Source organism: Chryseobacterium sp. FH2, assembly GCF_001045455.1.
In the GTDB taxonomy this organism is placed as follows: Bacteria; Bacteroidota; Bacteroidia; order Flavobacteriales; family Weeksellaceae; genus Chryseobacterium.
The window spans coordinates 133837-159426 of sequence record NZ_LFNE01000002.1; the positions used below are offsets into that span (position 1 = coordinate 133837).

Consider the following 25590-nt stretch of genomic DNA (forward strand, 5'->3'; position numbering starts at 1 on the left):
TTTATAACTAAACAATCAAAAAGTAAAATGAAAATAAAATTTTTAATGCCTTGTTTATTGATTTCGGCAATGGCATTTTCTCAGGCTTCTGTTTCGGGGTATGTTTTTGAAGACAGCAATAAAAATCAGAAGAAAGAAAGTCGTGAAAAAGGTATTGAAGGCGTTGCTGTTTCAAACGGAGCTCAAGTTGTCCTGACAGATAAAAACGGCAGATATAGTCTTCCAATTCAGGAAAACCAAACGGTTTTTGTTATTAAACCCTCCGGTTATCAGGTAGCTTTAAATAGCAATAACTTACCTCAGTATTACTATCAGTATAAGCCAAAAGGTTCTCCGGCGGATTTTAAATACAAAGGTACAGCACCGACGGGTGAACTTCCGAAAGAATTGAATTTTGGGCTTTACAAACAAAACGAAAACAAAAATTTCGATATTTTAGTTTTCGGAGATCCCCAGCCTTATACAGAAAAGCAATTGGATTATTTCAAAAGAGCAATTGTAAATGAGGTGAAAACAACCAAGAAAAATGCAGTTTTCGGAATCAGTTTAGGAGATTTGGTGGGTGATAATTTGAGTTTACAAAAACCTTATGCAGATGTGATGAAAGAAGTCGGTTTGCCTTGGTACAACGTAATGGGTAACCATGATATGAATTATGATGCGAAGGAAGATCTGTTTTCGGATGAAACTTTCGAATCGAATTTTGGTCCTGCCAATTATTCTTTCAACTATGGGAACGTTCACTTTATCGTTTTGGATGATATTTTGTATCCGGATCCGAGAGATGGGAAAGGATATTGGGGAGGTTTCCGTGAAGATCAGTTGCAGTTCATCGAAAATGACTTGAAACTGGTAGACAAAAATAAACTGATTGTTGTTTCTTTCCACATTCCGCTGGAGCATAATAATGAAGATAACTTTAGAAATGCTGATCGCCAGAAGTTATTTGATTTTTTAAGTCCGTTTGCAAATGTATTGCTTTTGTCGGCTCACACTCACATTCAGCAGCAAATTTTCTATGGAAAACAAGCGGGCTGGAATGGTGCGAAAGATTTGCATGAATATAATGTAGGAACCACTTGCGGTGACTGGTGGTCAGGAACATCAGATGAAATAGGGTTACCGACTTCTACTATGAGAGACGGGACGGCAAAAGGATATTCTTTTATCAGTTTTAATGATAATCAGTATAAAGTTAAATACAAAACGGCCGGAAAACCGGAGGATTATCAAATCAAACTATATGTTCCGAAAGTAATTCCTTTTCCGTCGAAAACTTCGGCTAAAGTTTTGGCTAATTTCTTCATGGGAAGCAGGAAAGACAAAGTAGAATACAGAATTGACAACGGAAAATGGGAAGAAATGGATTATAACGAAACAATAGATCCAAATTTTGCAATGTCAGTATTCAAATGGGATACAACGCAAAATATTTTCCCGGGCAGAAGACCTTCAAACCCTGAAATATCAAAACATATTTGGGAAGGAGCATTTGGAAATAAATTAACACTAGGAAAACATAAAGTTGAAGTTAGAGCGACGGATATGTACGGAAACCAGTTCTCTTCATCAGAAGAATTCGACGTTCAAAATGCGATTCTGATTCCTTAGTTTTTTCATTTTTTTACTATACTTTCAATAGAAACCGACTTCAGGTGAAGTCGGTTTTGTCTGGGTTTAGGAATGTTGAATAAAATAGGATTATCTGTTTTATCAATCATTAAGTTGTAATTAAAATGAGCATTCATCAGCTTTATAAAAATGTTCTTTCGTAAATTTGCATTAAGAAAAAAGTATTATTAATATGAATATAAGTGGGAAAAATGCCATTATAACGGGTGGTGGAAGAGGTCTTGGAAAAGCGGTTGCTTTAGCATTGGCACATGAAGGAGTGAATGTTGGTATCACGGGGAGAAACGAGGAAAACCTCAAAATGACAGTGGAAGAAATTAAAAATCTTGGTGTAAATGCCGGGTATGCGGTTTTTACTGTGGATAATGAAATCCAGGTAAAGGCAGGGATAGAATCTTTAGCAGACCAACTCGGCGGAGTAGATATTCTTATCAATAATGCCGGTATCGGTGATTTCGGAACCATCGAAGAAATGCCTTCTGAAACCTGGGAACAGGTAATTAAAACAAATCTTTTCGGTGTTTATTACACAGCGAAAGCTGTTCATCCCTTTATGAAGGCAAAAGGAGAAGGTGATATTGTAAATGTAGCATCAACAGCAGGCTTGAAAGGTGGCCCGAATATGTCGGCTTATGCAGCTTCAAAGGCAGCGGTAGTTTCTTTGTCACAGTCAATGATGGCGGAATGGAGAAAGCAAAATATTCGTGTTATAACCCTTACTCCAAGTACAATTGCTTCGGATATGTCTATTCAGGGTGGTTTGACGGACGGAAACCCTGAAACGGTTCTTCAGCCTGAAGATTTCGCAGAATGGGTGAGGGATATCCTGAAAATGAACAGGAGAGCATTGATTGCGAATGGCTCTATTTTCTCTACAAATCCTTAATTGTAAAAAATATCAATAGGAGCGGGCTTTTAGTCCGCTTTTTTTTATTTCATAAATTTTTATTCATACACTTATCATTTATGGTTTTTTGAAGCTGTTTCCCGCTTTTCGCTTCAATCTTTTTTTTCAAAAAAGGATTTCCACTACAATCGGGGCTAAAATTTTCAGGAGTATTTTCGCTTTTTGTTAAAATAGATTTTTCCTTTGTCAGAGTGGTGAAAATATTTTTTTGCTCAGTACAGACCGGAGGTTTGCAAACGCAATTCAACCTTTACGTACTTAAAAACATAAAGGGAGCTAAAAAATCCTTGTGTTCTTTGCGTTTAAAAACAATAAATCAAAAAAGTAATTTTATTTTTGCAACAAATTATTCGCATGCAAAATTATTTAGAATTCGATTTCAAAATTTCACCGCTTCAACCCTGGAACGAAATATTAATGGCAGAACTTATCGAAATAGGTTTTGACAGTTTCACGGAAGAATTGGAAGGTATTTTAGGATATATTCAGAAAGATATATTTAATGAAGATCAGCTGAAAGCAATTCCGCTTTTTGAAAATGAAAACGTGAAAATAGAATATACTTTTAAAGAAATGCCAAATATCAATTGGAATGAAGAGTGGGAAAAGAATTTCGAGCCTATTAACATAGATGACAAAGTATTAATCAGGGCAGAATTCCATGAATCTGTTCCGGGAATGCACGAGATTGTTATTCAGCCGAAAATGTCTTTCGGAACTGGACATCATCCGACAACCCATCTGATGATTCAGCAAATGATGGATATTGATTTCAATGGCAAAAAAGTCCTGGATATGGGCTGTGGAACCTCGGTTTTGGCAATTTATGCAAAGCAACAGGGAGCCGGAGATACCAAGGCGATTGATATCGATGAATGGTCAGTTGAAAATTCAAAAGAAAATGCTGTAAGAAACAGCGTTGAATTGGATATCGAGCAGGGAACTGCTGAAAATTTAGGAAAAGAAAATTATGATATTATTTTGGCAAACATTAATAGAAATATTCTGATTTCTGATATTCCGGCTTATGTTTCCGTTTTGAATGAGGGTGGGAAACTATTGCTTTCCGGATTGTGCTTCTTCGATGTTGATGATATTCTGGAAGTTTGTAAAGAGAACGGCCTAGAGCTTGAAAAACAGCTTCAAAGGGAAGAATGGGTAAGTTTGTTGCTTGAAAAATAATGAAACGGAATAGTATATGAAATCTTTATTTACCGTTTTATTTTTCTGCTTAATTCAGGTTGTTGTAGCGCAGGAACAGGAAATTGTTTATGCTAACGGGATTTTCAATTTTGAAGAACATACAACACAAAAAATATTTACAGATTGGGCCAGAGTGAGACAGTCACCAAATGTTGACTCACAAATTCTGGATTCTTTACAGGAAAATCAGCAGGTTTTAATTCTTAAACAAGACGAAACTATTCTCAAATTAGGAGAAAGAAGCTCAAATTGGTACAAAATATCCTATCAGAAAGGAGATAAGTCTTCTGAAGGTTATCTTTGGGGTGGAAATCTTTGCGTCGGTTACAGGAATAAAAACGGATTCGACTTTCTTTTTGGATTGACAAAAACCGTAAATAAAAAAGATAAAGAGTATCCTGATGTTATCATTAAGCAAAATATTGCTTCTGTAAAAGTGATTGAAGGAAATACTTTGGTTGATGAGATTTCCTTTGATACCGGTTCCGGTGAAAGTCTAAGTTACGGAACATTTAATATTGAAAGTAATCATCGGCTTCAAAATGTAGAGTTAACCTTAAAAGCAATGGTTTCCGGGGAGGCTTGCGGAATAGCCGGTTATGACCAGTACATTCTTTTTAAGGACAGGAAATTGATTGTTTTACCTCAATTGATGAATGTGGGTGATGCTGATATTTACTATCATTCCGAAGAATTTATTTTTCCCAATGATAAAGGCGGAATTTCAAATGCTTTTATTTTTAAAATGGAAGAAATGGAAAAAGATGATAAAGACAGGCAAAAGAAAAAACGTTCTTCGAAAACTTATCTTTGGGACGGAAATTCTTATAAATTGAAATAAGGTTTTAATGATAGAATAAGGGCCACTGTATATTTACGGTGGTTTTTTTATAATAATGAAGATGATTGTCATATTATTTCTGCTGTTTTCAGACTAAAGATTCGATATTATCTTTCAAAGGAATTATATGATGTTTTTCAGTTCATTTTTTCGTTATTAAGCTGTGATATAGTATAGGATGGGCTAACGCCTGTTTCTTTCTTAAATGTGGAGGCAAAAACATCCCGCGAAGAAAACCCGCACAGCTCAGCAAGATGGCTTATTTTATATAGCCTGTATTGTGGATTTTCGTACAGTTTTCTTGTGATATAATCTATTTTGAGACCGTTGATATAGCTGTTAAAGTTTTTTCCTTTGTGTTGTTTTATCACTTCAGAAAGATATTTAGGGTTAGTATCCATTTGATGGGCAAGTGAAGAAAGATCAATTCCTTTTTTCAGGTATTTCTCCGTATTTTCAAATTTTTCCAGCTTGGAGAGCAGTACAGATACGGTTTCGTCCGGAATGTTGGAAAAAGAAGGTCTTTTTATTTCGGACGAATTATTTGTGTATACTTTTTTATCCTTTTCGGAGTGGATTTTTTTTATCAGGGCTTCATAATTTTTATGAAGCTTTTTACTACTCCTTCTCTGGAATATATAGGCTGCTATTGCAGTAAGCAGCAATAATCCTGCTGCAGCCCAAATGATATTGCTAGTGGTTTGGGAATAGGTGTTTTTTTCTACTGAAACAAGCTGCTGTGAGCTATTATCTAAACTTTTTTTGGCCACTACACTGAGACTGTCGCTCAATCCAGCATACAAGCCTGTATATTTAGCCTGCTGGGCTACATCTTTCAGCTTTTCATAGGCGTTGGCAAGATTTGCATAAGCAATCATTCTTTCCCTTGGATTTTTTTTCTTTTTCTCCAGCTCAAGGGCTCCCTGTGAAAGTTCTATGGCTTTTTTGTAATCTCCTTTTTCCACATAAAATCTTCCTGCAGAGCTTAGTACCTGTATGTCCGAAATTTTGAAAACTTCAGGATGTGTTTTTTGATATCCTAATGCTTTTAGATAATAGGGCTCTGCAAGGTCCAGTCTGGGAGGAGTATGTATACCGGTATAAAAATTTCCTATACTGATGTTCAGGAATATAATCATATCGTATTTTTTAAGGTACCATTTTTTGCCGTCACCCATCTGCTCAGTTTCCCCGAGACTTTTTTTTAGGTATAATAATACCGAGTCTTGCGGTTTTTTAAAACTTTCATAATTACCGGCTATGTTCTGATAGGCTATGGAAATAGTATAATGCCGCAGATCGGGATCTTTGATCTGTCGTGCGGATGTTATTGATAAATGGTTTTCTTTGAAGGATTCTGCTTCCAGTCCCTGTGCAGCATAGATTCTGCTTTTATTGTTGTGAACGGCAAATAGAGCTCCAGTGTCCCCAAGTTTTTCTGCAAGTTTTTTGGCTTCTTCGTTGAAGTCTGTTGCTTTTTGATAGTCACTTTTATTAATATAATAATTTGCTAATGTATAGGCTCCTCTTGTTATTCCTTCCTTATAATGTAATTTTTGTGAGGTTGTATATAACTGTTGTATTACTTTGAAGTTTTCGTCACTGGTTTCTTGTTGATCAAGGTGGTCATACTGTTTTTGGATTTCCTTTTCAGTCACAGGAGTGCTTTGTGCACTACATAGCTGAAAAAAGAAGGCAAAAAATAAAAAAGAGAATAGAATATTTTTCATGATATGTTTTTATTGACGGCTGGTCTACTTTAGGTGTATCTTTAGTAAAGATGAAAGCTAATACATCTTTTAGAATGTTAGGAAATGGTAATGCAACCGCATTTATTCTTTCGTTTCATTTTTTTCATTATTCAGCTGGGATATGATATAGGACGGGCTCATACCTGTCTCTTTCTTAAAGGTAGAAGTAAAAACATCCCGTGAAGAAAACCCGCACAATTCGGCAAGATGACTTATTTTATACTGCCTGTATTGCGAATCTTCGTACAGTTTTTTTGTAATATAGTTTATTTTGAGACCGTTGATATAGCTGTTAAAGTTTTTTCCTTTATGTTGTTTTATCACCTCGGAAAGATACTTGGGGTTGGTATTCAGCTGATGGGCAAGTGAAGAAAGATCAGTTCCTTTTTTCAGGTATTTCTCCGTATTTTCAAATTTTTCCAGCTTGGCGAGCAGTGCAGATACCGTTTCATCAGGAATATTGAAGGAAGAATTCCTTTTCATTTCAGAGGAAGTAGTTACTTTCTTTTCTTTTTCAAAGCTGATTTTTTTTATCAGGGCTTCATATTTTGTATAAAGCTTTTTATTGGTATTTTTCCATGATATATATGTTGCTGTTGCGATAAGCAGTAATGCTCCTGCTACCACCCAGATGATATTCCGGGTGGTTTGAGAGAATTTATTTTTTTCAACTGACATGATCTGTTGGGAGCCTTTATTCACGCTTAATTTGGCGGTCATATTGAGGCTGTCATTCAGATAAGAAAACAAACTTGTATATTTAGCCTGAAGAGCCGTGTCTTTCAGTTCTTCATAGGAATTGGCAAGATTCATATAAGCAATCATTCTTTCCCTTGGATTCTTGTTATTTTTTTCCAGCTCGAGGACTTCCTGCGAAAGTTCTGTGGCTTTTTTGTAATTCCCTTTTTCCACATAAAATCTTCCGGCAAAATTCAGTCCCTGCATCTTTGTTTTTTTGGAAATTTCAGGATGTGCCTTTTGATATTCTAATGCCTTTAAGTAATAGGGCTCTGCCAGATCCAGTCTGGGAGGTGTATGTACACCGGTATAAAAATTTCCTATATTGCTGTTCTGAAATATAAGCCTGTCATATTTTATTACATACCATTTTTTAGCATCATTTATTTGTTCGGCTTCATTCAGGCTTTTTTTTAGATATAATAATATAGAATCTTTGGGTTTTTTAAAGGTTGTATATCGTGCAGCCATATTATTATATGCCATAGAAAGAGAAAAATGCCGCTGATCGGGATCTTTGATTTGCCCGGCAAACTTTAGAGACAGCCTATTTTCCTTGAAGGATTCTGTCTCAAAACCTTGCATAGAATAGAATACGCTTCTATTATTATGGACATTAGAAAGAGCTTTGGCATCCCCAAGTTTTTCTGCAAGTTTTTTGGCTTCTTCATTAAAGGTTATTGCTTTTTGATAGTCACCTACCGTAAAATAATAGTCTGTTAGCTTATCGGCTCCTCTTATTATTCCTTCTTGATAATTTATTTTTTGTGAGGCTTTATATAGCAGGAGTACTGCTTTAAAGTATTTCTCATTATGTTCTTGCTGGGCAAGATAATCATACTGTTTTTGAATTTCGTTTTCATTCAGCGGTTTATGCTGTGCACCGCATATCTGAAAAAAGAAGGTCAGAAATAAAAGAGATAATAAAAAATTTTTCATAATTATTTTTTTCATTATTTCAGACTATGGTAAGCCTGTTGTGTATTTTTCCGGTAAAGATAAAAAATCCCTATTTCTACTTGTGAATATGTTGCGTAAAATACCGTATTTATCGTGTTTTTTAGTGGTGTAAATTATTGAAAAACAATATTTTGTATGCTTTTTTACAATGTATTAAAGTTACAAAAAAAATAGAGACCATTTCAATAATTACCGCATTATTGTGTTGCGCTTAGATTATCAGTATTATAATATTGCAGGTGTATATAATATGTTAAGAGTTGATGTTTTGCACATCATATTGCAATCGCCAAGCTGAAAATTTGGCAGAGCCTATTGGGGTAGGTCTATTCAGTAATTGATAATCTAACTAATACAACCTGAAATCCACATGAAAATAAAGATAATTTAATATTAAACACATGAGAAGAATCCAATTTTTATTAATGCTTCTTATAGCGGGCATCAACGCTTCCGGGCAGATTGGTATCAATACTGAAACGCCTAAGGCAACTTTACAGGTTGTAGGGAAAAACAGTGAAATAACATCGCCCGACGGCATTATCGCTCCAAAACTGACAGGCGATGAACTTGCAGCGAAAGACACTGCTTACGGAAATGATCAAAACGGCACGCTGGTGTATGTAACTTCAGCAGTGACAGACCCTACAGACAAAACCATAAATTTAACCCGGTCGGGGTACTTTTATTATGATGCTGTAGCGGGAGTATGGCAAATCTTCGGAAGAGGAAATGAAGAGCCTTGGTACAGCAAAACCACCGGCACCGGAGCTACCACCAATTCAGAAAACATCTACCAGACAGGGCAGATAGGCGTAGGCTCTTCTACCATAGACACCAATGCGCAACTGGATGTTGCTTCCAGTACAAAAGGCGTTTTGCTTCCGAGATTAACGACGGAGCAAAGAGATGCTATCCCGGCAACACTTGCCAACGGATTGCTTATTTATAACGTATCTACCAACTGTTTCAACTACTATGACAGCACAGCTTCAAAATGGCTGAGCCTTTGCGGTACGCTCGACCCTGCAACATTTAATCTTGTAGACTGTACTGAGCCGAGCGGGCCTGCCGGGACTTACAAAAAAGGAACCTCACTAAACGCGGCCAATACATATACGCTTAAACTGAATGTTACTTCCCCGGGAACTTATACCATTCTGGTAAAAACCAACAACGGATATTCTTTTAGCAAATCAGGGACTTTTACTGAAACAGGAACGGTGAATATCGTTCTGGAAGGGCAGGGAGCGCCTACGAACGGGCCACAGACAGATGCCGTATCTTCTGTTGTGTTCAACGGAATAAACGTATCGCCACCCTGTACGCTTCCGGGTATCAATGTGGAAGGCAGCACGACAGAGTTTACCGTGAATTGTGCCGGAGCCACTCTACACGGAACTTATCTCCAGGGAATAGCTTTAGACGGGTCAGATTATATAGATGTTCCGGTTACCGCTGTTACAACTCCGGGAGCAGCAACGGTAGAAACAGCTGTTATCAATGGTATTAAATTCTCTTCAGGAAGTATTATAGTAGATGCCTCTACTACGTCCGTCAGACTGTACGGTTCAGGAACACCGGTTAGTACAGGAACCAATTCCTACAGCTTTACGGCTCCGGGGTCATCGGCCTGTTCCATATCTGTCGCGGTAGCATCTTCGGTGGGTACTTTTGCAAATCCGGCCAACAGATGCCTTGAAATTATGAATGCAGGAAGCACAGCCGACGGATACTACTGGATAAAAGATACTTCCAACAATAAATTCAAAACCTACTGTGATATGAGCAACGGAGGATGGACGCTGATTAACTCCCGTTCTGAAAGACAAATGCTTGTCATAGATAAGACACAGAATTTTGCTTTAGGAGCTCAGACGGCAGTAAATACTGTTACCACGCAAACGGGTGTTTTCAACGAGTATAATTTCTCCCTTCCTGCTTCGGTAACGAATAACATAAGCAATAATAACCCTGCAAAAGAGGTAAGAATGATTATAAAACAGCAGGGGCATACAGGGACTGCACTTACGGATGTTGAAAACAGTACGACGGCACCTGTCAATGATGGCTGGGCAAAAGAAAATTACCTGAATGTCAACAGTATTGGCGGAGGAAACCCGTATACAGGTAATTATGTAAGCCAGAATAATGTAGAAGAAGGTAAAATTTTCAATATACCTTTGACGAAACCATCTGCATCGAATTCTAATTATTTTTTCAACGGAACTGCTTTCCGGGTAAGTGTTCCGGGATATTATAATTCTACAGGTTTCTTTACCGGTTTTTATGGAGCCCGAAGCTATGTTGCCACAGACATTCCTGCGAACAATGTGACGTATACCTATACTTCTGATCCATCCAAAACGTTCACGTTTAAAAAATACGATATCAACGACTTGTTTGGTTTGTATATTAATAGTGAGCGGCAGCTGAACCATCATATTGGTACCTGCGGCAACAGTTCAGACGATTTTGGAGGAGCATCAGACTGTACGCAGGGATGGTCAAACTGGAGACCTCATAACTTCAACCTGAGAAGCGGCAATTATGAAGGACGGATTCTTCAGCTTTACGTGAAGTAAGGCAATGGTCTGTGACTGATAGCTGAAATGCACCATTCTGTAAACGACTGGACAAACCTTCGCAGGGCAGTCAAAAAGCCTCAACAGGAGATTCATTGCAGATAAGTAGCATCGGAATTGTTCCGGTGAAAGTAATAACAATGATGGATTACAAAAATATCCACCCAGGACAATGAGTGGAAAGGGGTTGCAAAGGCGGGATAGAAATATCCCGCCTTCTGCAATTTTATAAAAATATAATGAGACAGTATTTCAGGAATGGGCAATGCTCCTGAGATATGCTTTTTCAGAATGTACTCCCGGAAATGTTTATCCTCCGGTTACTTGGAGCCAGCACTTGCAGGAAGATGTGAAGCATGATAATGGCATAGCATTCCGTGTCTGTCTTTCTATGCTGGTTTCCTGCATAATTGATTTCTTGGAAATAAGGCACTTTACCATTTCAGGCTTGAGGGGAGTTTTTATCTCCGCTGAAAAATACACCTTATATCCGTCCCTTAAAATTATCAGGATTGGAAACCATCTGATATTGTTATAAGCTGTTTGAGGATTTTGGGTATATTGTCAAACTTTTACGGAAAGATGATTTTTTTTGAGACATTTTTCACAGGTCATCTTCCAACTGGTAATTTGTTACGATAAATACTGTATTTATCATGTTTTTAATTGTTTAAATAATTGATAAACAGTGTTTTGTTTGTTTTTCTTATCACCCGTTAAAGTTGCCGGAAAAAAGAGAGTATTTCAATAATTCCCGCATCAATATATTGTACCTTATATGTAAGTCTTATAATATTGCAGTCGCATTTAAGGATTCCGGAAGCGGTTTAGTTTAGTTCCTGCCAGGCAAAGATTCTAGAAGACAAATGATGAGCTTTCAACGATTAAATGTATTAAATAATAAGTAGTCTGTCACGAGACTGCTTTTTATAGGTACCAGCAAATTATTATCAGCATTGATGCTGAAAGATTTGAAAAAATAGAATGAACAATTTGTAACTTATTAACAACGCAAAAAAACACAATGCCCTTTTTAATTTTTGAAAATTTCCATTTTCCCGACTGGGAAATGCGGCCATACGTATAAGCAATATGCAGATATGCCGTAATGGCTTGGGTAGCACATGTTTCACACCAAGCTAAAAATCAAACCGTTTTTTTACCGTACAGGAAGCAGAAATAATAATATACTGCTACTGAGATAACCCGAAGAACACTTTTTAGGATAAAAAAATCAATATACAAACAATGAAAAAAAACATCATTCTTTTAGGAGCTTTAATAAGCTCAGCTGTCGCCTACGCTCAGGTGGGCATCAATACTGAAACACCTAAGGCAACGCTGGACATTACAGCAAAACCGGCAGACCTTACCAAAGTGGACGGCTTAATCGCCCCGAGATTAAAAGGCTCTGATCTGAAAGCCAAAGACGGGCTGTATGAGACGCCGCAGTCCGGAACCATCGTGTATGTTACCGAGGCTTTGGCAGCAGCAGATACCACAACCAAAACCGCAAACGTGACCGCTTTGGGCTATTATTATTTTGATGGCGAAATATGGCAGGCCTTCAAAGGTGCCGCAGCTGGTTTGGAACCGTGGAATGTGGAATCTACCACCACCCCTGCCACGGCCAACAACCAAAACATCTACCAGAACGGTAATTTAGGTCTGGGAGATTTCTCAACTGCCAACCCAATCGCAAAATTAGATGTGCGTGGTGCTGTTCGCGGGGGAGTGCCACACGCAGAAGAACTAAACGGTACATCACCAATAGGCGTGAATTCGGTAGCTTTTGGTACTCGTACTAAATCTAACGGATTAGGCTCAATTGCAATGGGTTATGAAACAACTGCTGGCTTGGGCAGCATTCCCGAAGATGGCAGCGCCGGTGCTGTAGCAATGGGCTTTAATACAACCGCTACCGGACAAGGTGCAGTCGCTATGGGCGAATACACAAACGCCAGCGCAAGAAATACATTTGCTATGGGGTATCAAACACATGCCACTGGATTTGGTTCAGTAGCTCTGGGTGTTGTCAGCACTGCCTCCGGACAAAGTGCAATTGCTACGGGTCATAATACAGAGGCCATCGGAAATGGTTCAGTCGCTATGGGTGAAAACACAATCGCCAGCGGCCTCTCTTCATTTGCAGTGAATAGAGGGGGAGTGGCAACCGGAGATTACTCATTTGCTGCAGGTTTACAAACAAAAGCTAACGGATATTCTTCAACCGCAATGGGTTTTGCTACAGAAGCCAACGGGTGGAATTCAACTGCTATGGGTTATTACACACACGCCAATGGAAGACTTTCATTCGCTATGGGTACTAATCTGGTGGCGGCGTCCCATTATGAAATTGTAATAGGGGTTGGCAATGCAATACGCACTACTGCCTCCGCTGAATCTGATTTTGAACCGACAGATGCTTTATTCCAGATAGGAAATAGTATGACGACTTCTAATAGCAACGCCCTTACCATCCTTAAAAGCGGTAAAACGAAAATAGGCGGCAGACACACGACCAAACCCGATTTAACCCTAGAAGTAGAAGGGACAGACGGTATGAAAGTGCCGGTGGGTACAACGGCCCAAAGACCGGCAACAGCAGCATTCGGCACATTGCGCTATAACACGACAACAGGGCGTGGCGAGATGTATGTGAACGATGCAAACGGTGACGGCACGCAGGGTGATGCCGGCTGGAGAGCATTTTAATTTATACACAGAATACCTGTCAGGTTTCCAAAAAAGCCTGACAGGTATACATGTGAAAACCTATTGCAGCAGCTCCCCGGGAATTATGAAACCGTGAAGGCAAAAGGAGTGAAAGCTATTGCCATATCAGCAGGTGAAGATGAAAAAGGATATAAAAAAAGTCAAAGGATTTTCTTTGGAAGTACACACTAAGTCCCCAATCCGGTAATTTTCTTTCATAATTTTTTACTCTAAAATTGCTTCAGGTTGGGGATTTTTATAAAGGATGTTGTCGACATATAAAAAGTAGTACCGCATTTCCCCAAAAGAAGTTCTGGAAATATTGCAAGAAGGCTTTAATTTTTATCCCGCAGATGTTTGGTATTATGAAATAAACAAAACCTGATAGGGATTGGGAGCCGTTCTGTTTCCTGAATGTGAAAATGATAGGGTAAATGCTAAGCACATCCGGAAAATCCCTGGGCAATCAACACAAATACATAATAATAAACAATTGTAGAAAAATGGATCATCACTTTAGAGATATACATATAGGTACACTGATTAAAAAGCGTGTCGCGGAATCAGAAATAGAAATATCCCGTATCTGCAATCTCCTTGCGTGCACAGTACAGGAAGCAGAACATATGTTTTCACAGAAAGATCTGCCGACGGATGTTTTGCTGAAATGGAGCAGGCTCCTGGAATATGATTTTTTCAGACTCTATTCCCAGCATTTAATTCTGTATGCTCCTCCTTCGTCTGTAGATTACAATAAAACCACGGAAGAGAATAAAAAGAAATCCACACTTCCTCAATTTCGAAAGAACCTTTATACAAAAGAAATTATAGAATTTATGTTAGAAAAAATCAGAAAAAGGGAAATGACAATGCGGCAGGTTATGGATAAATATAAGATACCCAAAACTACCCTTTATAAATGGATGAAAAAATATTGAGAATCAAATGTAATAATGGAAACAGGAAATTACATAATAGCGCTCTTGGTATTTTGATTTTTTGAAAGAAAAGAGAACTGAACTATGGCTAGAAAACACTATGGAAAAAATAAAACCGGATTACAGAAGTATTTATACAGATTTGATTAATGAAAAATTTCCTGAAAAGAAACAAGAATATCTTCCGATATTATGTAAGGAAAACTTTACAATGTTAGATGTTATTAAACTAAATCAAAGACTTTTCAATAAAAAAGATAAAGAAATTCTGAATTTTAATCAGCAGCATCGTTCATACGACAGGAAAACGATACTCGAGATTTTAGATTATCAAAAAAAACAAAAATTAAATAATACTCAATTGGCAAATCATTTCAAATTGAGCCGAAATACTATAGCAAAATGGAAAAAAATATATAATATAACATAGGCTCTTACTATTGAGTAAGGTGGATATTAAAAAAAGAAAGGATATTAAACTCGATACATTCAAATGATTGGAGTGTATTTTATTGATTTATAATAATATAACATTATGTTTTAAAGTAGAATCCTTTCTGGGTCATTCTGACGAACGAGATATATTAATGTTCTGTCCGTCTTTATTTAGATAATAAGATATAAAACGCAATCAATTCAGATAATGACATAATCTTACAGCTGTGCGTTTAATGAAGATATAATAAATTAACAATTAATGCGTTATATAGATATAGAATCCGGTAATGTGCCGGAAAACTTAATACCCTCCTTATTCCAACACCCGATTTTAGCACATCTGTTTGTTCGCGTCAGGTAGATCAAACAAGATATCTTATGTCACAAAAAGTAAAATTCTCATCAGCTTCTGGTTCTCGTTTTTATGCAACTCTCAGGAGCAGAGTAGATCAGTTTTTCAGTCAGCATCAATTAAGTCAACATGCCAATGCCCACATGTGGGGTAAAAGTGTATTTTTCCTTGCAGGTTTCACCGGAATTTACCTTATAATTATTTTGGGCCCGTTGCCTATCTGGATGCTTTTACCACTTGCAGCAGTTCTGGGTATGTTCAGTGCCTTTGTAGGCTTCAATATATGTCACGACGCTATACATGGCGCCCTTTCCGGTAATAAAAAAGTGAATAAACTGTTTGGGTTTATTTTTAATCTGATTGGAGCCAATCCTTATGTTTGGAGCATCACCCACAATGTGGTTCACCACACTTATACAAATATTCCCGGGCATGATGAGGATATTGAGGTAGCGCCGGGATTAATCCGGATTGCTGAAGAAGACCAAGTGAATCGCATTCAGCGATACCAGCATTGGTATGCTTTTCCGCTTTACAGTCTGGCCTCTCTGTCATGGGTGTTCCGTAAGGATTATGCGAAATTTTTCCAGAAAAAAATTGGCACACATCAGAGCAAACATCCTAAGCTGGAGTATTTCAATTTATTTTTTTATAAAACGCTCTATTACTTCCTTTTTATTGTATTACCGCTATTGGTGCTGGATGTAAGCTGGTGGCAGTTTTTGATCGGCTTTCTGCTTTTGCATATTGCCGAAGGCTTGACGATGGGACTGGTATTTCAGCTGGCCCACGTTGTTGAAGGTACCAATTTCCCGGTGCCTAACGAAGCCGGGCAGATGGAGGAAGCCTGGGCGGAGCACCAGATGCGTACAACAGCGAATTTTGCAACGCACAATAAGCTCGCGGCATTTTTCCTTGGTGGATTGAACAGGCAGATCGAGCATCACCTGTTTCCTAAAGTCTGTCATATACATTATGGAGAGATCTCTGTTATTGTGAAGAAGACAGCGATGGAGTTTAATTTGCCTTACAATGAAAATAAGAGCTTTTTATCTGCGCTGCGCTCGCATTTTCTAACGCTGAAAAAATTTGGCAAAGAAGCGAAAGCCAATTAACGAAAGTATAAAAATTCAAACTTTTTAAATAGTAGAGTTACACAAATTAACAATTCTATTTAGTTATTATAATAAGGATCATAGAGTTGCTGCCTTTGTTAGTACAGATTTTTTATACTCTTTATCTTTAAGAGTATGAAAAAAGATAAGAAAAAATTTTCAAGATCCAAGTGGTATTTTTACAAAAAGGGAATATTCTGCTTTAAAATCAAACTATACATGTCCCAATAGTAAAAGTTTGGGGCATGTATTTGTATAATATAAAAAAAAGAGACAACTATCAAATAGTTGTCTCTTTATGTGAGCGCGAAAGGATTCGAACCTTTGACCGTCTGCTTAGAAGGCAGACTCCTGTCATTTTTACATTTTAGATTAATGGTGCAAACATAAAAAAAATGTAAATCCTTAAAAATGCTTAAATATTTTATAAACTCTCATCTACGGGAACTCATAGGAGAATCTTTGGCTGTAACTTTGGAAACATGGTTTGATTAGTTAACTGTTGGTGGATTTAAAGACTTGGTAAAAATAGTTCCACTAAACAGGAGATATGACAGGTATTTTGAGGAGTTGTTGAGATTTTCCAGAACACACCCAAATTATAAAGCTATTATTACAGATAAAAATTCTTTATAAATCAAAAGACAGGCATAGACCTTATACAGTGTTTAGAACAAGTAATTCCCTCCAAATTTCAGAGGGAATTTTAGTATCTATATATTCGTAATGACACATAAGGTATATTTTATATTAACTTATTGATAATCAATATTTTTATTGTTGCAAATGGCGGATTGAATTTTAATCAGTTAGTAGCTGTTTTCAATGCTTAAAATATGCTTTAATTTATGTGTAAAATTCTGCTACCTCAAAAGTATTAATAAATACGTTTTTTCATCACTCTAGTTCAATAGGGTTATGTCCTTTTTTCTCTGTTTCACTTATTTTTGGTCTGGTCTGGTCTTGTGAAAATACAGTACCCATACTTTCTAACTCACGTTTGGCATTTGCTCTAAAATTTGCTCTTGCTTCTGATAATTCTTTTTGTGTGACTAACTTAGCCCCTTGGTATCGTACTTTTTTTATTGTAATGGTTTTACCTTTTAATTTAGAACTAGATACTGATTTTACTAATTCATAATCATAATCTCCGGTTTTGTCAGTTATTTTTACGATTAATCCAGGCAGACCACTGAATTTGTATGGACCATAAAGAAAAGGAATTTCGGTTGAATACCAAGCTATCCAGTCTCTACCTTTATAATTTACTTCTGCTTTTTTACAGTTAATAGAGTTAATTACTTTTGTCTCATTAATTAGCTTCCAATTACGAATTACTGGACTATTGTATGATAGCAGGGTCATCCCTACTGATTCGTAAAATTCTGAATTTTCATTTGTTTGAATAATTAAAAAGTTAGACCTCGAGGCAGGAATACCACTTAAATCAATAACATTACTTTTTTTATTATATGCTGCTGAAAAAGCAGAATCAAATTTCAGTTTATTTTCACTACTGAAAAAAGAACGTTTATCGGTTATTTGTAATGAATATAGTTCTTTGATAATGTAATCTCGATTTAGAGTATTAGGCTTGTACTGAAGTAAATAGGTAAATTCACCCCTTAAAGAATCACTCATAGCTGTCTGAGAAAACGAAATAGAGAAAATGAATAAAAATATAATTGTTAAAGTTTGTTTTTTTATAAAATTCATAATTTATCATTTACAAGAAACGTTCAAAAAAACTTTGTATACACTCTGTTTTAATTGTAATTAAACAAGTAACTTTTCAAAAGTAAATACAAATTATTTTTGGAACGATTTCTTTTTTAGATTCATCTAATTAATCAAGTTTTATTCTTTATATCCATTGTGGTGAAATAGTTAAGGAGTATATGGACTGTCATACATACAGTAATTACTTTGAATATTTGACCCCCAAGTATTCCATTGACCTTCAGACCAATCTTGGCAAGTATATGCAGATATGCAAGATACTACTACTGTTCTACACTCAGCAAAGAATACTGCTTTAGCTTTAGTCTTAGTATTTTTTTTTGACAAGGCAGCTTTTTTAGTAACCGTTGTAACTTCTTTTGCTTTAGAATCTACTTTCTCCACGTTTCCTTTGGCACTTGCAAAACCCGCTATACCAACCATAGCAATAAATAATAATTTTTTCATGATTGTAATAAATTTAAAAATTGAAGATCAAATATATGAATATAAGTCAATAAAAAAAGAAATATTTTATTATGTTAAGTGATTTATAATTAATAACTTATGATAGCTTGAGCATCATGCATTATTTCATTTTCACATGAAATATTAGTACTTAAATTCAGTTTTGGAATTGATTTTAAGAATAGCCAATTTAGATAAATCAAATAGCAATAATAGAACTGTGGCTTTATCCAGAATGTGAAACCCCGTTTTAACAGTTGAAACAGCTTTTATATATGGCTTAACTACCTTTGATTTTGGTGATGCTCCCTCTCAGAAATTTAGTTTTTTTCTATGGTCTGTGGCAGAAAACTAATTTTAAAGTTTTTTGTAAAAGTAAAATGTTGATGAAATTTGTTAAAAAAGTAGAAGAGTTTGAATTTTGTTAAGATAATTTTAGATTCCTTTTACTACTGTTTACTATAATACCTGACCCTAAACCAGACCTGAGTAAAAATAAAAAAGTCTCTACATTATTGTAAAGACTTAATTATCAATAAGTGAGCGCGAAAGGATTCGAACCTTTGACCGTCTGCTTAGAAGGCAGATGCTCTATCCAGCTGAGCTACGCACCCTAAAAATACATTGTTGTCGGGGCGGCAGGATTCGAACCTGCGACCTCCTGGTCCCAAACCAGGCGCGATGACCGGACTACGCTACGCCCCGATTGGGTCATCTTTTTAACAAGAATTACCTTGTTTTTTGTGGGTGCAAATATAGAATGTTTTTTTGAATTATAAAAATAAAATACGAAATAAATTTTCATTAATATTTCGATGTTAGGGTTTGTCAACTTTACATGATTAATAACCATGATGTTAGCTTGAATTGTTTTTACTGAAAAAAACTTTGGTTAATATAATATTGAGGGTTAGGAAAGTTTTATATCAAATGAATTTCGAAGATTAATATCAATAGACGTAACTAAATATCATTGATGTATTTTAGATTAGAAATAAGGAGAATTGACAGTCTAAAAACACAAAAAACTCACAATTTTTATTGTGAGTTTTTTGTGAACTTGGAAGGACTGTCATCGAACACCTTACTTCGCTATCTTGAGTGGATTTTATGAATATATTGTTGATTTGTATTGTATTTTTATTTAGACAGCTCGAATCCTTTTATCATGTTAATTTTACTAAGTTTTCGGACTTTTCGGATTGTCAAAATACGCATTTTTTAGATTGGAGTTGGTTTATTATCAACTCAATCTAGCTTATAAAAGGAATGTACAGTAGAATGTTTCTTTTTATTTCCTTTCTTGTTTCTACCTTTCCAATTTGAGTTGGTAACTGTTTAAAAAAACAGAGATTCTGTTACAACTTCCCTTAATCCAGCTACTCCTGTTGTGTTCGTAGTTCTGAACTTTGTCATAGAAAATAAAAGAGCATGAATATTTTTAAAATATTGACAACCGCAGGACTTGTAGGCATGTACTCACAAGCAATAGCAGGCAGTTTTGATGAGGCTGGATATCAAAAATCTTTTGATTTAAATACTGTAATTGTAACCCCAAAAAATCATATCACAATGGACACTATCAAATCCGAACAGGCAATTATTGATCTTGCAGGTCATAAAGTTTCTGTGTTAAAAGATGGACTTTATGACCGATTCCGCTCAAATCCGCCATTACCTGTCATTGAAAAAGAAAGACCGGATATTGATCTTAGCTGGTTCAAAACCATCCGGAAAGAGAAAAAATACGTTGGATTTACAACTTATTCTCCTAATTTTTATTACAGCAACAGCAGTATCACAGCAATTTATACGGCTGATATGAAAACCCTGAAAAAACTGATTCCCGAAGAAGTACGTGATATTGTAAAACCAATTTCCATAACACCGGGACGAGGGCTAATTGCTATAACAGCCTATGCGTATCATTATTGTGATAATGATTCCTATAACGAGTTATCGATTTCTATTGTTACGACCAAGCCTGACACAGGAAACTGGGGTGTATTTTCTTTGCTGGGAGAAGTAAAAAATAAAAGTCTCTGGGGGTACGTTGTAAAGCTTCCCGTAGATACAGAGCTTGCCAGAGTGCGGGGGGTAGTAGGGTATAACTTGCCGAAATGGTTGATCCCGATGGATTATAGTGACAAAGGAGACGCTATGAACTTTACTTTTTATGATGAATCGGGTAAGCCGGATTTTTCGATAGGAGGAAAAAAATTAGATATTGAGAGCACAGAGCCTGAAATCGTCCGGTCCAACTTTATCAACCTGGATAAAAATGGGCAACTAACCCACGGATACACAGATGTACGGGCACTGAAAAAAGCGACCAGTAAAAAGAAAGAAGATGTGAAACTCAATCTTACTGAGGGTCCGTTATCGAAATTCATTAAATCATTGGATCTGGGAAAATTGATGAGATATGATTATCAGCCGGAATTTCAGGCCGCATTGTACACTCCTGAACCGTTCGATAAAACAAAGAAATAACAGGTTTAAACTTTAAAGATAAAGACTATAATAATGGATTTTGCAAGCATATTTCAGTCACAAAAAGAGTTTTTTAATTCGCATCAAACAAAAAGGGTTGCTTTTCGAAAGGAAACTCTGTTAAAGCTAAAGAATCTCCTGAAATCAAATGAAGAGCAGCTTTATGAAGCCATTTATAACGATTTTCGCAAAGGAAAATTTGACACCTTTCTTACAGAGCTCAATCTGGTGTATAATGAAATAGATTTTTTTCTAAAAAATTTGGACAAGCTGAGCAGGCCCAAAAAGGTCAAAACAGTACTAAGTTTGCAACCCGGTAAGAGTTATATTCATTATGACCCTTTAGGAGTTACACTTGTCATTGGCGCATGGAACTACCCTTATCAATTGACATTGAGCCCTATGGTGAGTGCCATTGCAGCTGGAAATACCTGTATCATCAAACCCAGTGAACTTCCCGAAAATACGATGCATCTTTTAGCAGATCTTATTAACAATAATTTTCCATCAAACTATCTCTATGTCGTGCAGGGAGGCATTCCGGAAACAACAGAACTATTGAAACTTCGGTTTGATAAAATATTTTTCACAGGGAGTCCAAAAGTTGGGAAGATCGTTTATGAGGCTGCCGCAAAAAACCTGGTTCCTGTTACGTTGGAGCTTGGAGGAAAATCACCAGCCATAGTCACGGAAACTGCAGATCTTAATGTTGCTGCAAAAAGACTGGTCTGGGGAAAATTCCTGAATGGCGGACAAACCTGTATTGCACCCGATTATCTGCTGGTAGAGGAATCAGTAAAACCCCAACTTCTGCAATTGATTAAAGAAAAACTTCAGGAAACCAATTATTCAGATGGCGCGGAGTATTATACGAGTATAATTAATAAACGGAATTTTGATCGTATCCTTGGCCTTGTTGATGATTCAAAAATTGTATTCGGAGGAAAGTATAATGCAGATTCGCTTTATATTGAACCTACCATAATGGATAATGTAAATTGGGAAGGTCCGGTAATGCAGGAGGAAATATTTGGTCCTGTTTTACCTGTCGTATCATACAACAATTATGATGATATTCTTCATAAAATAATTGAAAGGGAAAAACCCTTGGCCGCTTATTTGTTTAGTAATAGTGAAGAAGAAAAAGATAAGCTTTTAACATTGGTTTCTTTCGGTGGTGGATGTATCAACGATACACTGATGCACATTACTAGCGATTATCTGCCTTTCGGAGGTATAGGAAACTCGGGTATAGGAAATTATCATGGCGAATTCGGTTTCCTTACATTCTCCCATCAGAAATCAGTGATTGACAAAACAAACTGGGGTGAACCGGATTGGAAATATCCCCCTTATACAGATAAAAAAATGCACTGGCTAAAAAAGGTGATGTAACTTTATGCAGCTGGTTTCAAAAAATATAACAATATGCAAACAATATTAGGAGCCAACGGTCAGATTGGCGAAGAGCTCGCAAGAGAGCTTAAAAGAAATTTTACTTCATCTATACGAATTGTCAGCAGGGATGCAAAAAAGGTAAATGATACGGACGAAGTCTTCTCTGCAGATTTATCCATTCGCGATAAAGCAATTGAAGCAGTAAAAGGCAGTGAAATTGCTTATTTCACATTAGGCCTTCCAATCAGCTCCGACCTCTGGGAGAAACAGTTTCCGCTTATCCTTCGTAATGTAATTGATGCCTGTAAGATCAACAATACAAAACTTGTATTCTTTGACAATACGTATATGTATCCCCAGGATGATCATGTATTGACAGAAGAAACAGCTTTTGCACCTGTGGGAAGAAAAGGAAGAGTCAGAAGAAAAATGGCCGAAATGGTGTTGAAGGAAATTGATTCTGGTGAGCTTGAAGCCGTGATCTGTCGTGCTCCCGAATTTTATGGCCCCGGCAAAACGCAGAGTATTACCAATACCTTGATTTTTAACAATATTAAAGATGGTAAAAAGCTAAAAATACCTTTGAGCGCAAATAAGAAAAGAAGCCTGATATGGACTCCTGATGCGAGTCGTGCCACTGCTTTGATCGGAAATACTCCTGACGCATTTGGTCAGACATGGCATCTCCCGGTGGATAAAAGCCATCCCACCTATAAAGAGTTTATCAGAATTGCTTCAGGAATTTACAGCAGAGATCTGAAATATTCTGTTGTTCCAAAATTGATGTTCAAAATAGGATCACTTTTCAACAAAAGTGTAAAGGAATTGCTGGAGCTTCTTCCAAGGTATGAACATGACAATATATTTGATGATTCAAAATTCAGAAAGAAATTTCCGGATTTTCAGGTTACAACGTATAGACAGGGAATCGGAATCATAAAAGACGAACAGTTTTCAGGGAATAAAATAATTAAGTAAATTAGTCATGTATAAATCTGAAAATCAGCATATGAAAACTCCGGAGAAAGTATCATCAATAAGTACGCTTCATCAATTTTTAGGGCTAAAAAGGCCTGCGAACCCGTTGATCAGTGTATTTAATTTTGATGATGTCAAACTGGAACCGGAAACCATTCTCAGCGCCATAACCACTGACTTCTATGTCATTGCTTTAAAAAAAGACTGCGCCGGAGGAAAATGCAGATATGGCCAGCAATATTATGATTTTGATGAAGGTATTATGTATTTTATTGCCCCGCATCAGGTTCTTCAGTTTGATGATGTACTCCTGAATGGAGTAAAAGGGTTTGCGCTGGTGGTACAGCCGGATTTCCTACATGGATATGGGCTGGCAGCCGATATTAAAGAATACGGTTATTTTTCCTATACGGCCAATGAAGCACTGCATCTCTCTGAAAAGGAGGAGAAAATAATTTTTGATATAATAGATAATGTAGGTGGAGAAATAGATGGTAATATGGATACCTTTTCACAGGATTTACTGATATCAAATCTTGATCTGTTGTTGAAATATTGTGACCGGTATTATAACCGCCAGTTTCTGACCAGAAAGAAAGTGAATAGTGATCTTCTTTCAAAATTAGAGATGTTATTGGATGATTATTTCAAAAATGATACATTAATCATTAGCGGTATACCCTCAGTTCACTCCGTTGCTGAGCAGCTGCACCTGAGTGCCAACTACCTGAGCGATATGCTAAGGGTTCAAACAGGGCAAACCACACAGCAGCATATCCAGAACAGGTTAATCGAAAAAGCAAAAGAATTACTCTCGACTACCTCAATGTCGGTATCTGAAATTGCCTATCAGCTTGGATTTGAACATCCGCAGTCTTTTCACCGTCTTTTTAAAAGCCGTACTTCTCTTTCTCCATTAGAATTCAGATCATCATTAAATTAATTCAGATCGATTTAAAAGAAATTTGAAATACAGAGATTCGGTTACAAATTTCCATAATTAAGCTACTGTTAAATCATTCTATATTGCGAATTTTAGAGTAGTCAAATATAACGATCCATGAGAAAGCTTTTATTAATAGTTACCAATGTCGATAAGTACGCAAGTGGTCTGCCAACCGGGCTGTGGCTCAGTGAGCTGACACATATTTATCATAAGGCCAAGGATAAAAATTGGAACATAACGATAGCAAGTCCGAAGGGCGGTCATGTACCTATTGATCCTGAGAGCCTGAAACCGCTTGTTCTTGACAAAATATCAAAAGATTATTATAAAGATCCAATATTTATGGATGAGCTGAATCACTCAAAAAATCTCTATGAGGTAATTAATGATTCTTTTGATTGTGTATATCTTGCTGGTGGTCATGCTACCATGTATGATTTTCCGGATGATGAGAATATTCAAAAAATCATCCGCAAACAATATGAAAGTAGGAAAATGGTCGCAGCAATCTGTCATGGGGTAGGTGGGTTATTAAATGTTAAGCTTAATAACGTTGAATATCTGATCAAAGGAAAATCAATTACTGGCTTTGACTGGTTTGAAGAAACAATTGCCAGAAGAAAGCAGGAGGTACCATTCAATCTTGAAGCTGCCATTAAAGAACGGGGTGCTAACTTAAAAAAAGCTTTTATTCCGATGACCTCCAATGTAGTTGTTGACGGTAATTTGATAACAGGGCAAAACCCGTTCAGTTCAAAGGAAATGGCAAAAGTAGTTGTTGAGGAACTTGAAAAAATATAAACTTTGATGACCTGAATAGGGTTATCACTCATACTATTAATCATTAGAATTTTAATTATGGTAAACAATATTAAAGCTGAAAATGATCTGCAGATCCTTTCAGTATCAGGGAATTTTTGAAGGGGTTGAATAATAGCGGTGGCAAACCACTAGAAACATAACTCCACAGGAAGCCAGACAGGTTTTGGTTGATGCGCAAAATTCTGTTGAGGTAGACTACAGTGATATAGTAGAAAAACAATTTGGAAGATCTTATAAATCAGAGGTTATTGTCAAAAAATTTAAGGAAATAAAAGTGGCTGTGCGACTGGCTTTAAAATTGAGCCTGCAAGTGTGACACCCTGACTTTCAAACTTTACATCTTGAATCGTAAAGCCAGTTGATTGAGAAAAAATCATTTCTGGTAAAGCTATTAATAGCAACCAAAGAAATAATTTAGAAAAAAAGGTGAAGGAAACACATTCAGCGGCAAAAAATGCACAGATTTTCAAAGCAATCTTTGTGTATCAAGCTAAACCATTCTTTGATTCTAGTCGTTAAATTTACAGATACAGATATGATTTCTGTGCTAAGCTAACGGAGGTTATTACTTGTAATAAGTAAAAAAAATAA

The 25590-nt window shown here is 36.6% G+C and carries 21 protein-coding genes and 2 tRNA genes; 16 read left to right on the plus strand and 7 right to left on the minus strand.

Annotated features, from left to right (window positions below; translation table 11 throughout):
• The first annotated feature begins 27 nt into the window (after window positions 1-27).
• From ACM39_RS03460 to ACM39_RS03480, 4 genes are all read left to right on the plus strand, one after another.
• A complete protein-coding gene (locus ACM39_RS03460; protein ID WP_048509637.1) occupies window positions 28-1611 on the plus strand; it encodes a calcineurin-like phosphoesterase C-terminal domain-containing protein in 1584 nt (527 codons plus the stop codon).
• A gap of 193 nt (window positions 1612-1804) precedes the next feature.
• Window positions 1805-2518: a 3-ketoacyl-ACP reductase gene (locus ACM39_RS03465; protein WP_048509638.1), complete on the plus strand. Its 714-nt coding sequence runs from the start codon at window positions 1805-1807 to the stop codon at window positions 2516-2518.
• Between the two features lie 375 nt (window positions 2519-2893).
• Complete coding sequence (gene prmA, locus ACM39_RS03475) at window positions 2894-3721, plus strand: 50S ribosomal protein L11 methyltransferase (protein WP_048509640.1); 828 nt, start codon at window positions 2894-2896, stop codon at window positions 3719-3721.
• A gap of 16 nt (window positions 3722-3737) precedes the next feature.
• Window positions 3738-4583, plus strand: a complete 846-nt coding sequence (locus tag ACM39_RS03480; protein WP_048509641.1) for an SH3 domain-containing protein — start codon at window positions 3738-3740, stop codon at window positions 4581-4583.
• 137 nt (window positions 4584-4720) lie between these two features.
• Here the strand turns inward: ACM39_RS03480 and ACM39_RS03485 are convergent, their stop codons facing one another.
• Window positions 4721-6313, minus strand: coding sequence for a helix-turn-helix transcriptional regulator (locus tag ACM39_RS03485; RefSeq protein WP_082140515.1), 1593 nt, complete (start codon window positions 6311-6313; stop codon window positions 4721-4723).
• A gap of 102 nt (window positions 6314-6415) precedes the next feature.
• Window positions 6416-8011 (minus strand): helix-turn-helix transcriptional regulator, encoded by a 1596-nt coding sequence (locus ACM39_RS03490; protein WP_165585085.1) that lies wholly within the window; start codon window positions 8009-8011, stop codon window positions 6416-6418.
• 422 nt (window positions 8012-8433) lie between these two features.
• Here ACM39_RS03490 and ACM39_RS03495 point away from each other — a divergent pair, with 422 nt between their 5' ends.
• From ACM39_RS03495 to ACM39_RS03520, 7 genes are all read left to right on the plus strand, one after another.
• The gene (locus tag ACM39_RS03495) at window positions 8434-10617 is read left to right on the plus strand and encodes a fibrinogen-like YCDxxxxGGGW domain-containing protein (protein ID WP_117590720.1); all 2184 of its coding nucleotides are present in this window, start codon (window positions 8434-8436) and stop codon (window positions 10615-10617) included.
• Window positions 10618-10882: 265 nt separating this feature from the next.
• Window positions 10883-11155 carry a hypothetical protein gene (locus tag ACM39_RS03500; protein WP_048509645.1) on the plus strand — a complete coding sequence of 91 codons (273 nt, stop codon included), beginning with the start codon at window positions 10883-10885 and terminating at the stop codon, window positions 11153-11155.
• A gap of 710 nt (window positions 11156-11865) precedes the next feature.
• Window positions 11866-13332 carry a hypothetical protein gene (locus tag ACM39_RS03505; protein WP_048509646.1) on the plus strand — a complete coding sequence of 489 codons (1467 nt, stop codon included), beginning with the start codon at window positions 11866-11868 and terminating at the stop codon, window positions 13330-13332.
• Between the two features lie 63 nt (window positions 13333-13395).
• Window positions 13396-13524 (plus strand): hypothetical protein, encoded by a 129-nt coding sequence (locus ACM39_RS19525; protein WP_262483785.1) that lies wholly within the window; start codon window positions 13396-13398, stop codon window positions 13522-13524.
• A gap of 311 nt (window positions 13525-13835) precedes the next feature.
• Window positions 13836-14270 (plus strand): hypothetical protein, encoded by a 435-nt coding sequence (locus tag ACM39_RS03510; RefSeq protein WP_048509647.1) that lies wholly within the window; start codon window positions 13836-13838, stop codon window positions 14268-14270.
• Window positions 14271-14370: 100 nt separating this feature from the next.
• Complete coding sequence (locus ACM39_RS03515) at window positions 14371-14700, plus strand: transposase (protein ID WP_048509648.1); 330 nt, start codon at window positions 14371-14373, stop codon at window positions 14698-14700.
• 386 nt (window positions 14701-15086) lie between these two features.
• Complete coding sequence (locus ACM39_RS03520) at window positions 15087-16175, plus strand: fatty acid desaturase family protein (protein ID WP_048509649.1); 1089 nt, start codon at window positions 15087-15089, stop codon at window positions 16173-16175.
• Between the two features lie 897 nt (window positions 16176-17072).
• Here ACM39_RS03520 and ACM39_RS03525 read toward each other — a convergent pair.
• The 4 genes from ACM39_RS03525 to ACM39_RS03540 all read right to left on the minus strand — a co-directional run bounded on the left by ACM39_RS03525 (window position 17073) and on the right by ACM39_RS03540 (window position 19067).
• Window positions 17073-17891 (minus strand): GLPGLI family protein, encoded by an 819-nt coding sequence (locus tag ACM39_RS03525; RefSeq protein ID WP_048509650.1) that lies wholly within the window; start codon window positions 17889-17891, stop codon window positions 17073-17075.
• 171 nt (window positions 17892-18062) lie between these two features.
• Window positions 18063-18362, minus strand: a complete 300-nt coding sequence (locus tag ACM39_RS03530) for a hypothetical protein (protein ID WP_048509651.1) — start codon at window positions 18360-18362, stop codon at window positions 18063-18065.
• Window positions 18363-18902: 540 nt separating this feature from the next.
• A tRNA-Arg gene (locus ACM39_RS03535) sits at window positions 18903-18976 on the minus strand.
• A 16-nt stretch (window positions 18977-18992) separates the two neighbouring features.
• Window positions 18993-19067, minus strand: a tRNA-Pro gene (locus tag ACM39_RS03540).
• 726 nt (window positions 19068-19793) lie between these two features.
• Between ACM39_RS03540 and ACM39_RS03545 the strand changes: the two genes are divergently transcribed.
• The 5 genes from ACM39_RS03545 (at window position 19794) to ACM39_RS03565 (ending at window position 24978) form a co-directional block, all read left to right on the plus strand.
• Window positions 19794-20855 carry an acetoacetate decarboxylase (ADC) gene (locus ACM39_RS03545; protein ID WP_228377051.1) on the plus strand — a complete coding sequence of 354 codons (1062 nt, stop codon included), beginning with the start codon at window positions 19794-19796 and terminating at the stop codon, window positions 20853-20855.
• A gap of 33 nt (window positions 20856-20888) precedes the next feature.
• Complete coding sequence (locus ACM39_RS03550; protein WP_048509652.1) at window positions 20889-22250, plus strand: aldehyde dehydrogenase family protein; 1362 nt, start codon at window positions 20889-20891, stop codon at window positions 22248-22250.
• Between the two features lie 33 nt (window positions 22251-22283).
• A complete protein-coding gene (locus ACM39_RS03555) occupies window positions 22284-23231 on the plus strand; it encodes an NAD-dependent epimerase/dehydratase family protein (RefSeq protein WP_048509653.1) in 948 nt (315 codons plus the stop codon).
• 31 nt (window positions 23232-23262) lie between these two features.
• A complete protein-coding gene (locus ACM39_RS03560) occupies window positions 23263-24174 on the plus strand; it encodes a helix-turn-helix domain-containing protein (protein WP_185097445.1) in 912 nt (303 codons plus the stop codon).
• A gap of 117 nt (window positions 24175-24291) precedes the next feature.
• A complete protein-coding gene (locus ACM39_RS03565; protein ID WP_048509655.1) occupies window positions 24292-24978 on the plus strand; it encodes a type 1 glutamine amidotransferase domain-containing protein in 687 nt (228 codons plus the stop codon).
• A 281-nt stretch (window positions 24979-25259) separates the two neighbouring features.
• On the opposite strand, the gene ACM39_RS18985 is transcribed toward ACM39_RS03565, so the two are convergent.
• The gene (locus ACM39_RS18985) at window positions 25260-25469 is read right to left on the minus strand and encodes a hypothetical protein (protein WP_117590721.1); all 210 of its coding nucleotides are present in this window, start codon (window positions 25467-25469) and stop codon (window positions 25260-25262) included.
• Between the last annotated feature and the right edge of the window lie 121 nt (window positions 25470-25590).

Coding starts and splice junctions, on each gene's coding strand:
- ACM39_RS03555 (WP_048509653.1), top strand. CDS start 22,284: ATGCAAACAATATTAGGAGCCAACGGTCAGATTGGCGAAGAGCTCGCA.
- ACM39_RS03465 (WP_048509638.1), top strand. CDS start 1,805: ATGAATATAAGTGGGAAAAATGCCATTATAACGGGTGGTGGAAGAGGT.
- ACM39_RS03485 (WP_082140515.1), bottom strand. CDS start 6,313: ATGAAAAATATTCTATTCTCTTTTTTATTTTTTGCCTTCTTTTTTCAG.
- ACM39_RS03530 (WP_048509651.1), bottom strand. CDS start 18,362: ATGAAAAAATTATTATTTATTGCTATGGTTGGTATAGCGGGTTTTGCA.
- ACM39_RS03505 (WP_048509646.1), top strand. CDS start 11,866: ATGAAAAAAAACATCATTCTTTTAGGAGCTTTAATAAGCTCAGCTGTC.
- ACM39_RS03525 (WP_048509650.1), bottom strand. CDS start 17,891: ATGAATTTTATAAAAAAACAAACTTTAACAATTATATTTTTATTCATT.
- ACM39_RS03545 (WP_228377051.1), top strand. CDS start 19,794: ATGAATATTTTTAAAATATTGACAACCGCAGGACTTGTAGGCATGTAC.
- prmA (WP_048509640.1), top strand. CDS start 2,894: ATGCAAAATTATTTAGAATTCGATTTCAAAATTTCACCGCTTCAACCC.
- ACM39_RS03490 (WP_165585085.1), bottom strand. CDS start 8,011: ATGAAAAATTTTTTATTATCTCTTTTATTTCTGACCTTCTTTTTTCAG.
- ACM39_RS03500 (WP_048509645.1), top strand. CDS start 10,883: ATGCTCCTGAGATATGCTTTTTCAGAATGTACTCCCGGAAATGTTTAT.
- ACM39_RS03520 (WP_048509649.1), top strand. CDS start 15,087: ATGTCACAAAAAGTAAAATTCTCATCAGCTTCTGGTTCTCGTTTTTAT.
- ACM39_RS03565 (WP_048509655.1), top strand. CDS start 24,292: ATGAGAAAGCTTTTATTAATAGTTACCAATGTCGATAAGTACGCAAGT.
- ACM39_RS03560 (WP_185097445.1), top strand. CDS start 23,263: ATGAAAACTCCGGAGAAAGTATCATCAATAAGTACGCTTCATCAATTT.
- ACM39_RS03495 (WP_117590720.1), top strand. CDS start 8,434: ATGAGAAGAATCCAATTTTTATTAATGCTTCTTATAGCGGGCATCAAC.
- ACM39_RS03515 (WP_048509648.1), top strand. CDS start 14,371: ATGGAAAAAATAAAACCGGATTACAGAAGTATTTATACAGATTTGATT.
- ACM39_RS03550 (WP_048509652.1), top strand. CDS start 20,889: ATGGATTTTGCAAGCATATTTCAGTCACAAAAAGAGTTTTTTAATTCG.
- ACM39_RS03460 (WP_048509637.1), top strand. CDS start 28: ATGAAAATAAAATTTTTAATGCCTTGTTTATTGATTTCGGCAATGGCA.
- ACM39_RS03480 (WP_048509641.1), top strand. CDS start 3,738: ATGAAATCTTTATTTACCGTTTTATTTTTCTGCTTAATTCAGGTTGTT.
- ACM39_RS03510 (WP_048509647.1), top strand. CDS start 13,836: ATGGATCATCACTTTAGAGATATACATATAGGTACACTGATTAAAAAG.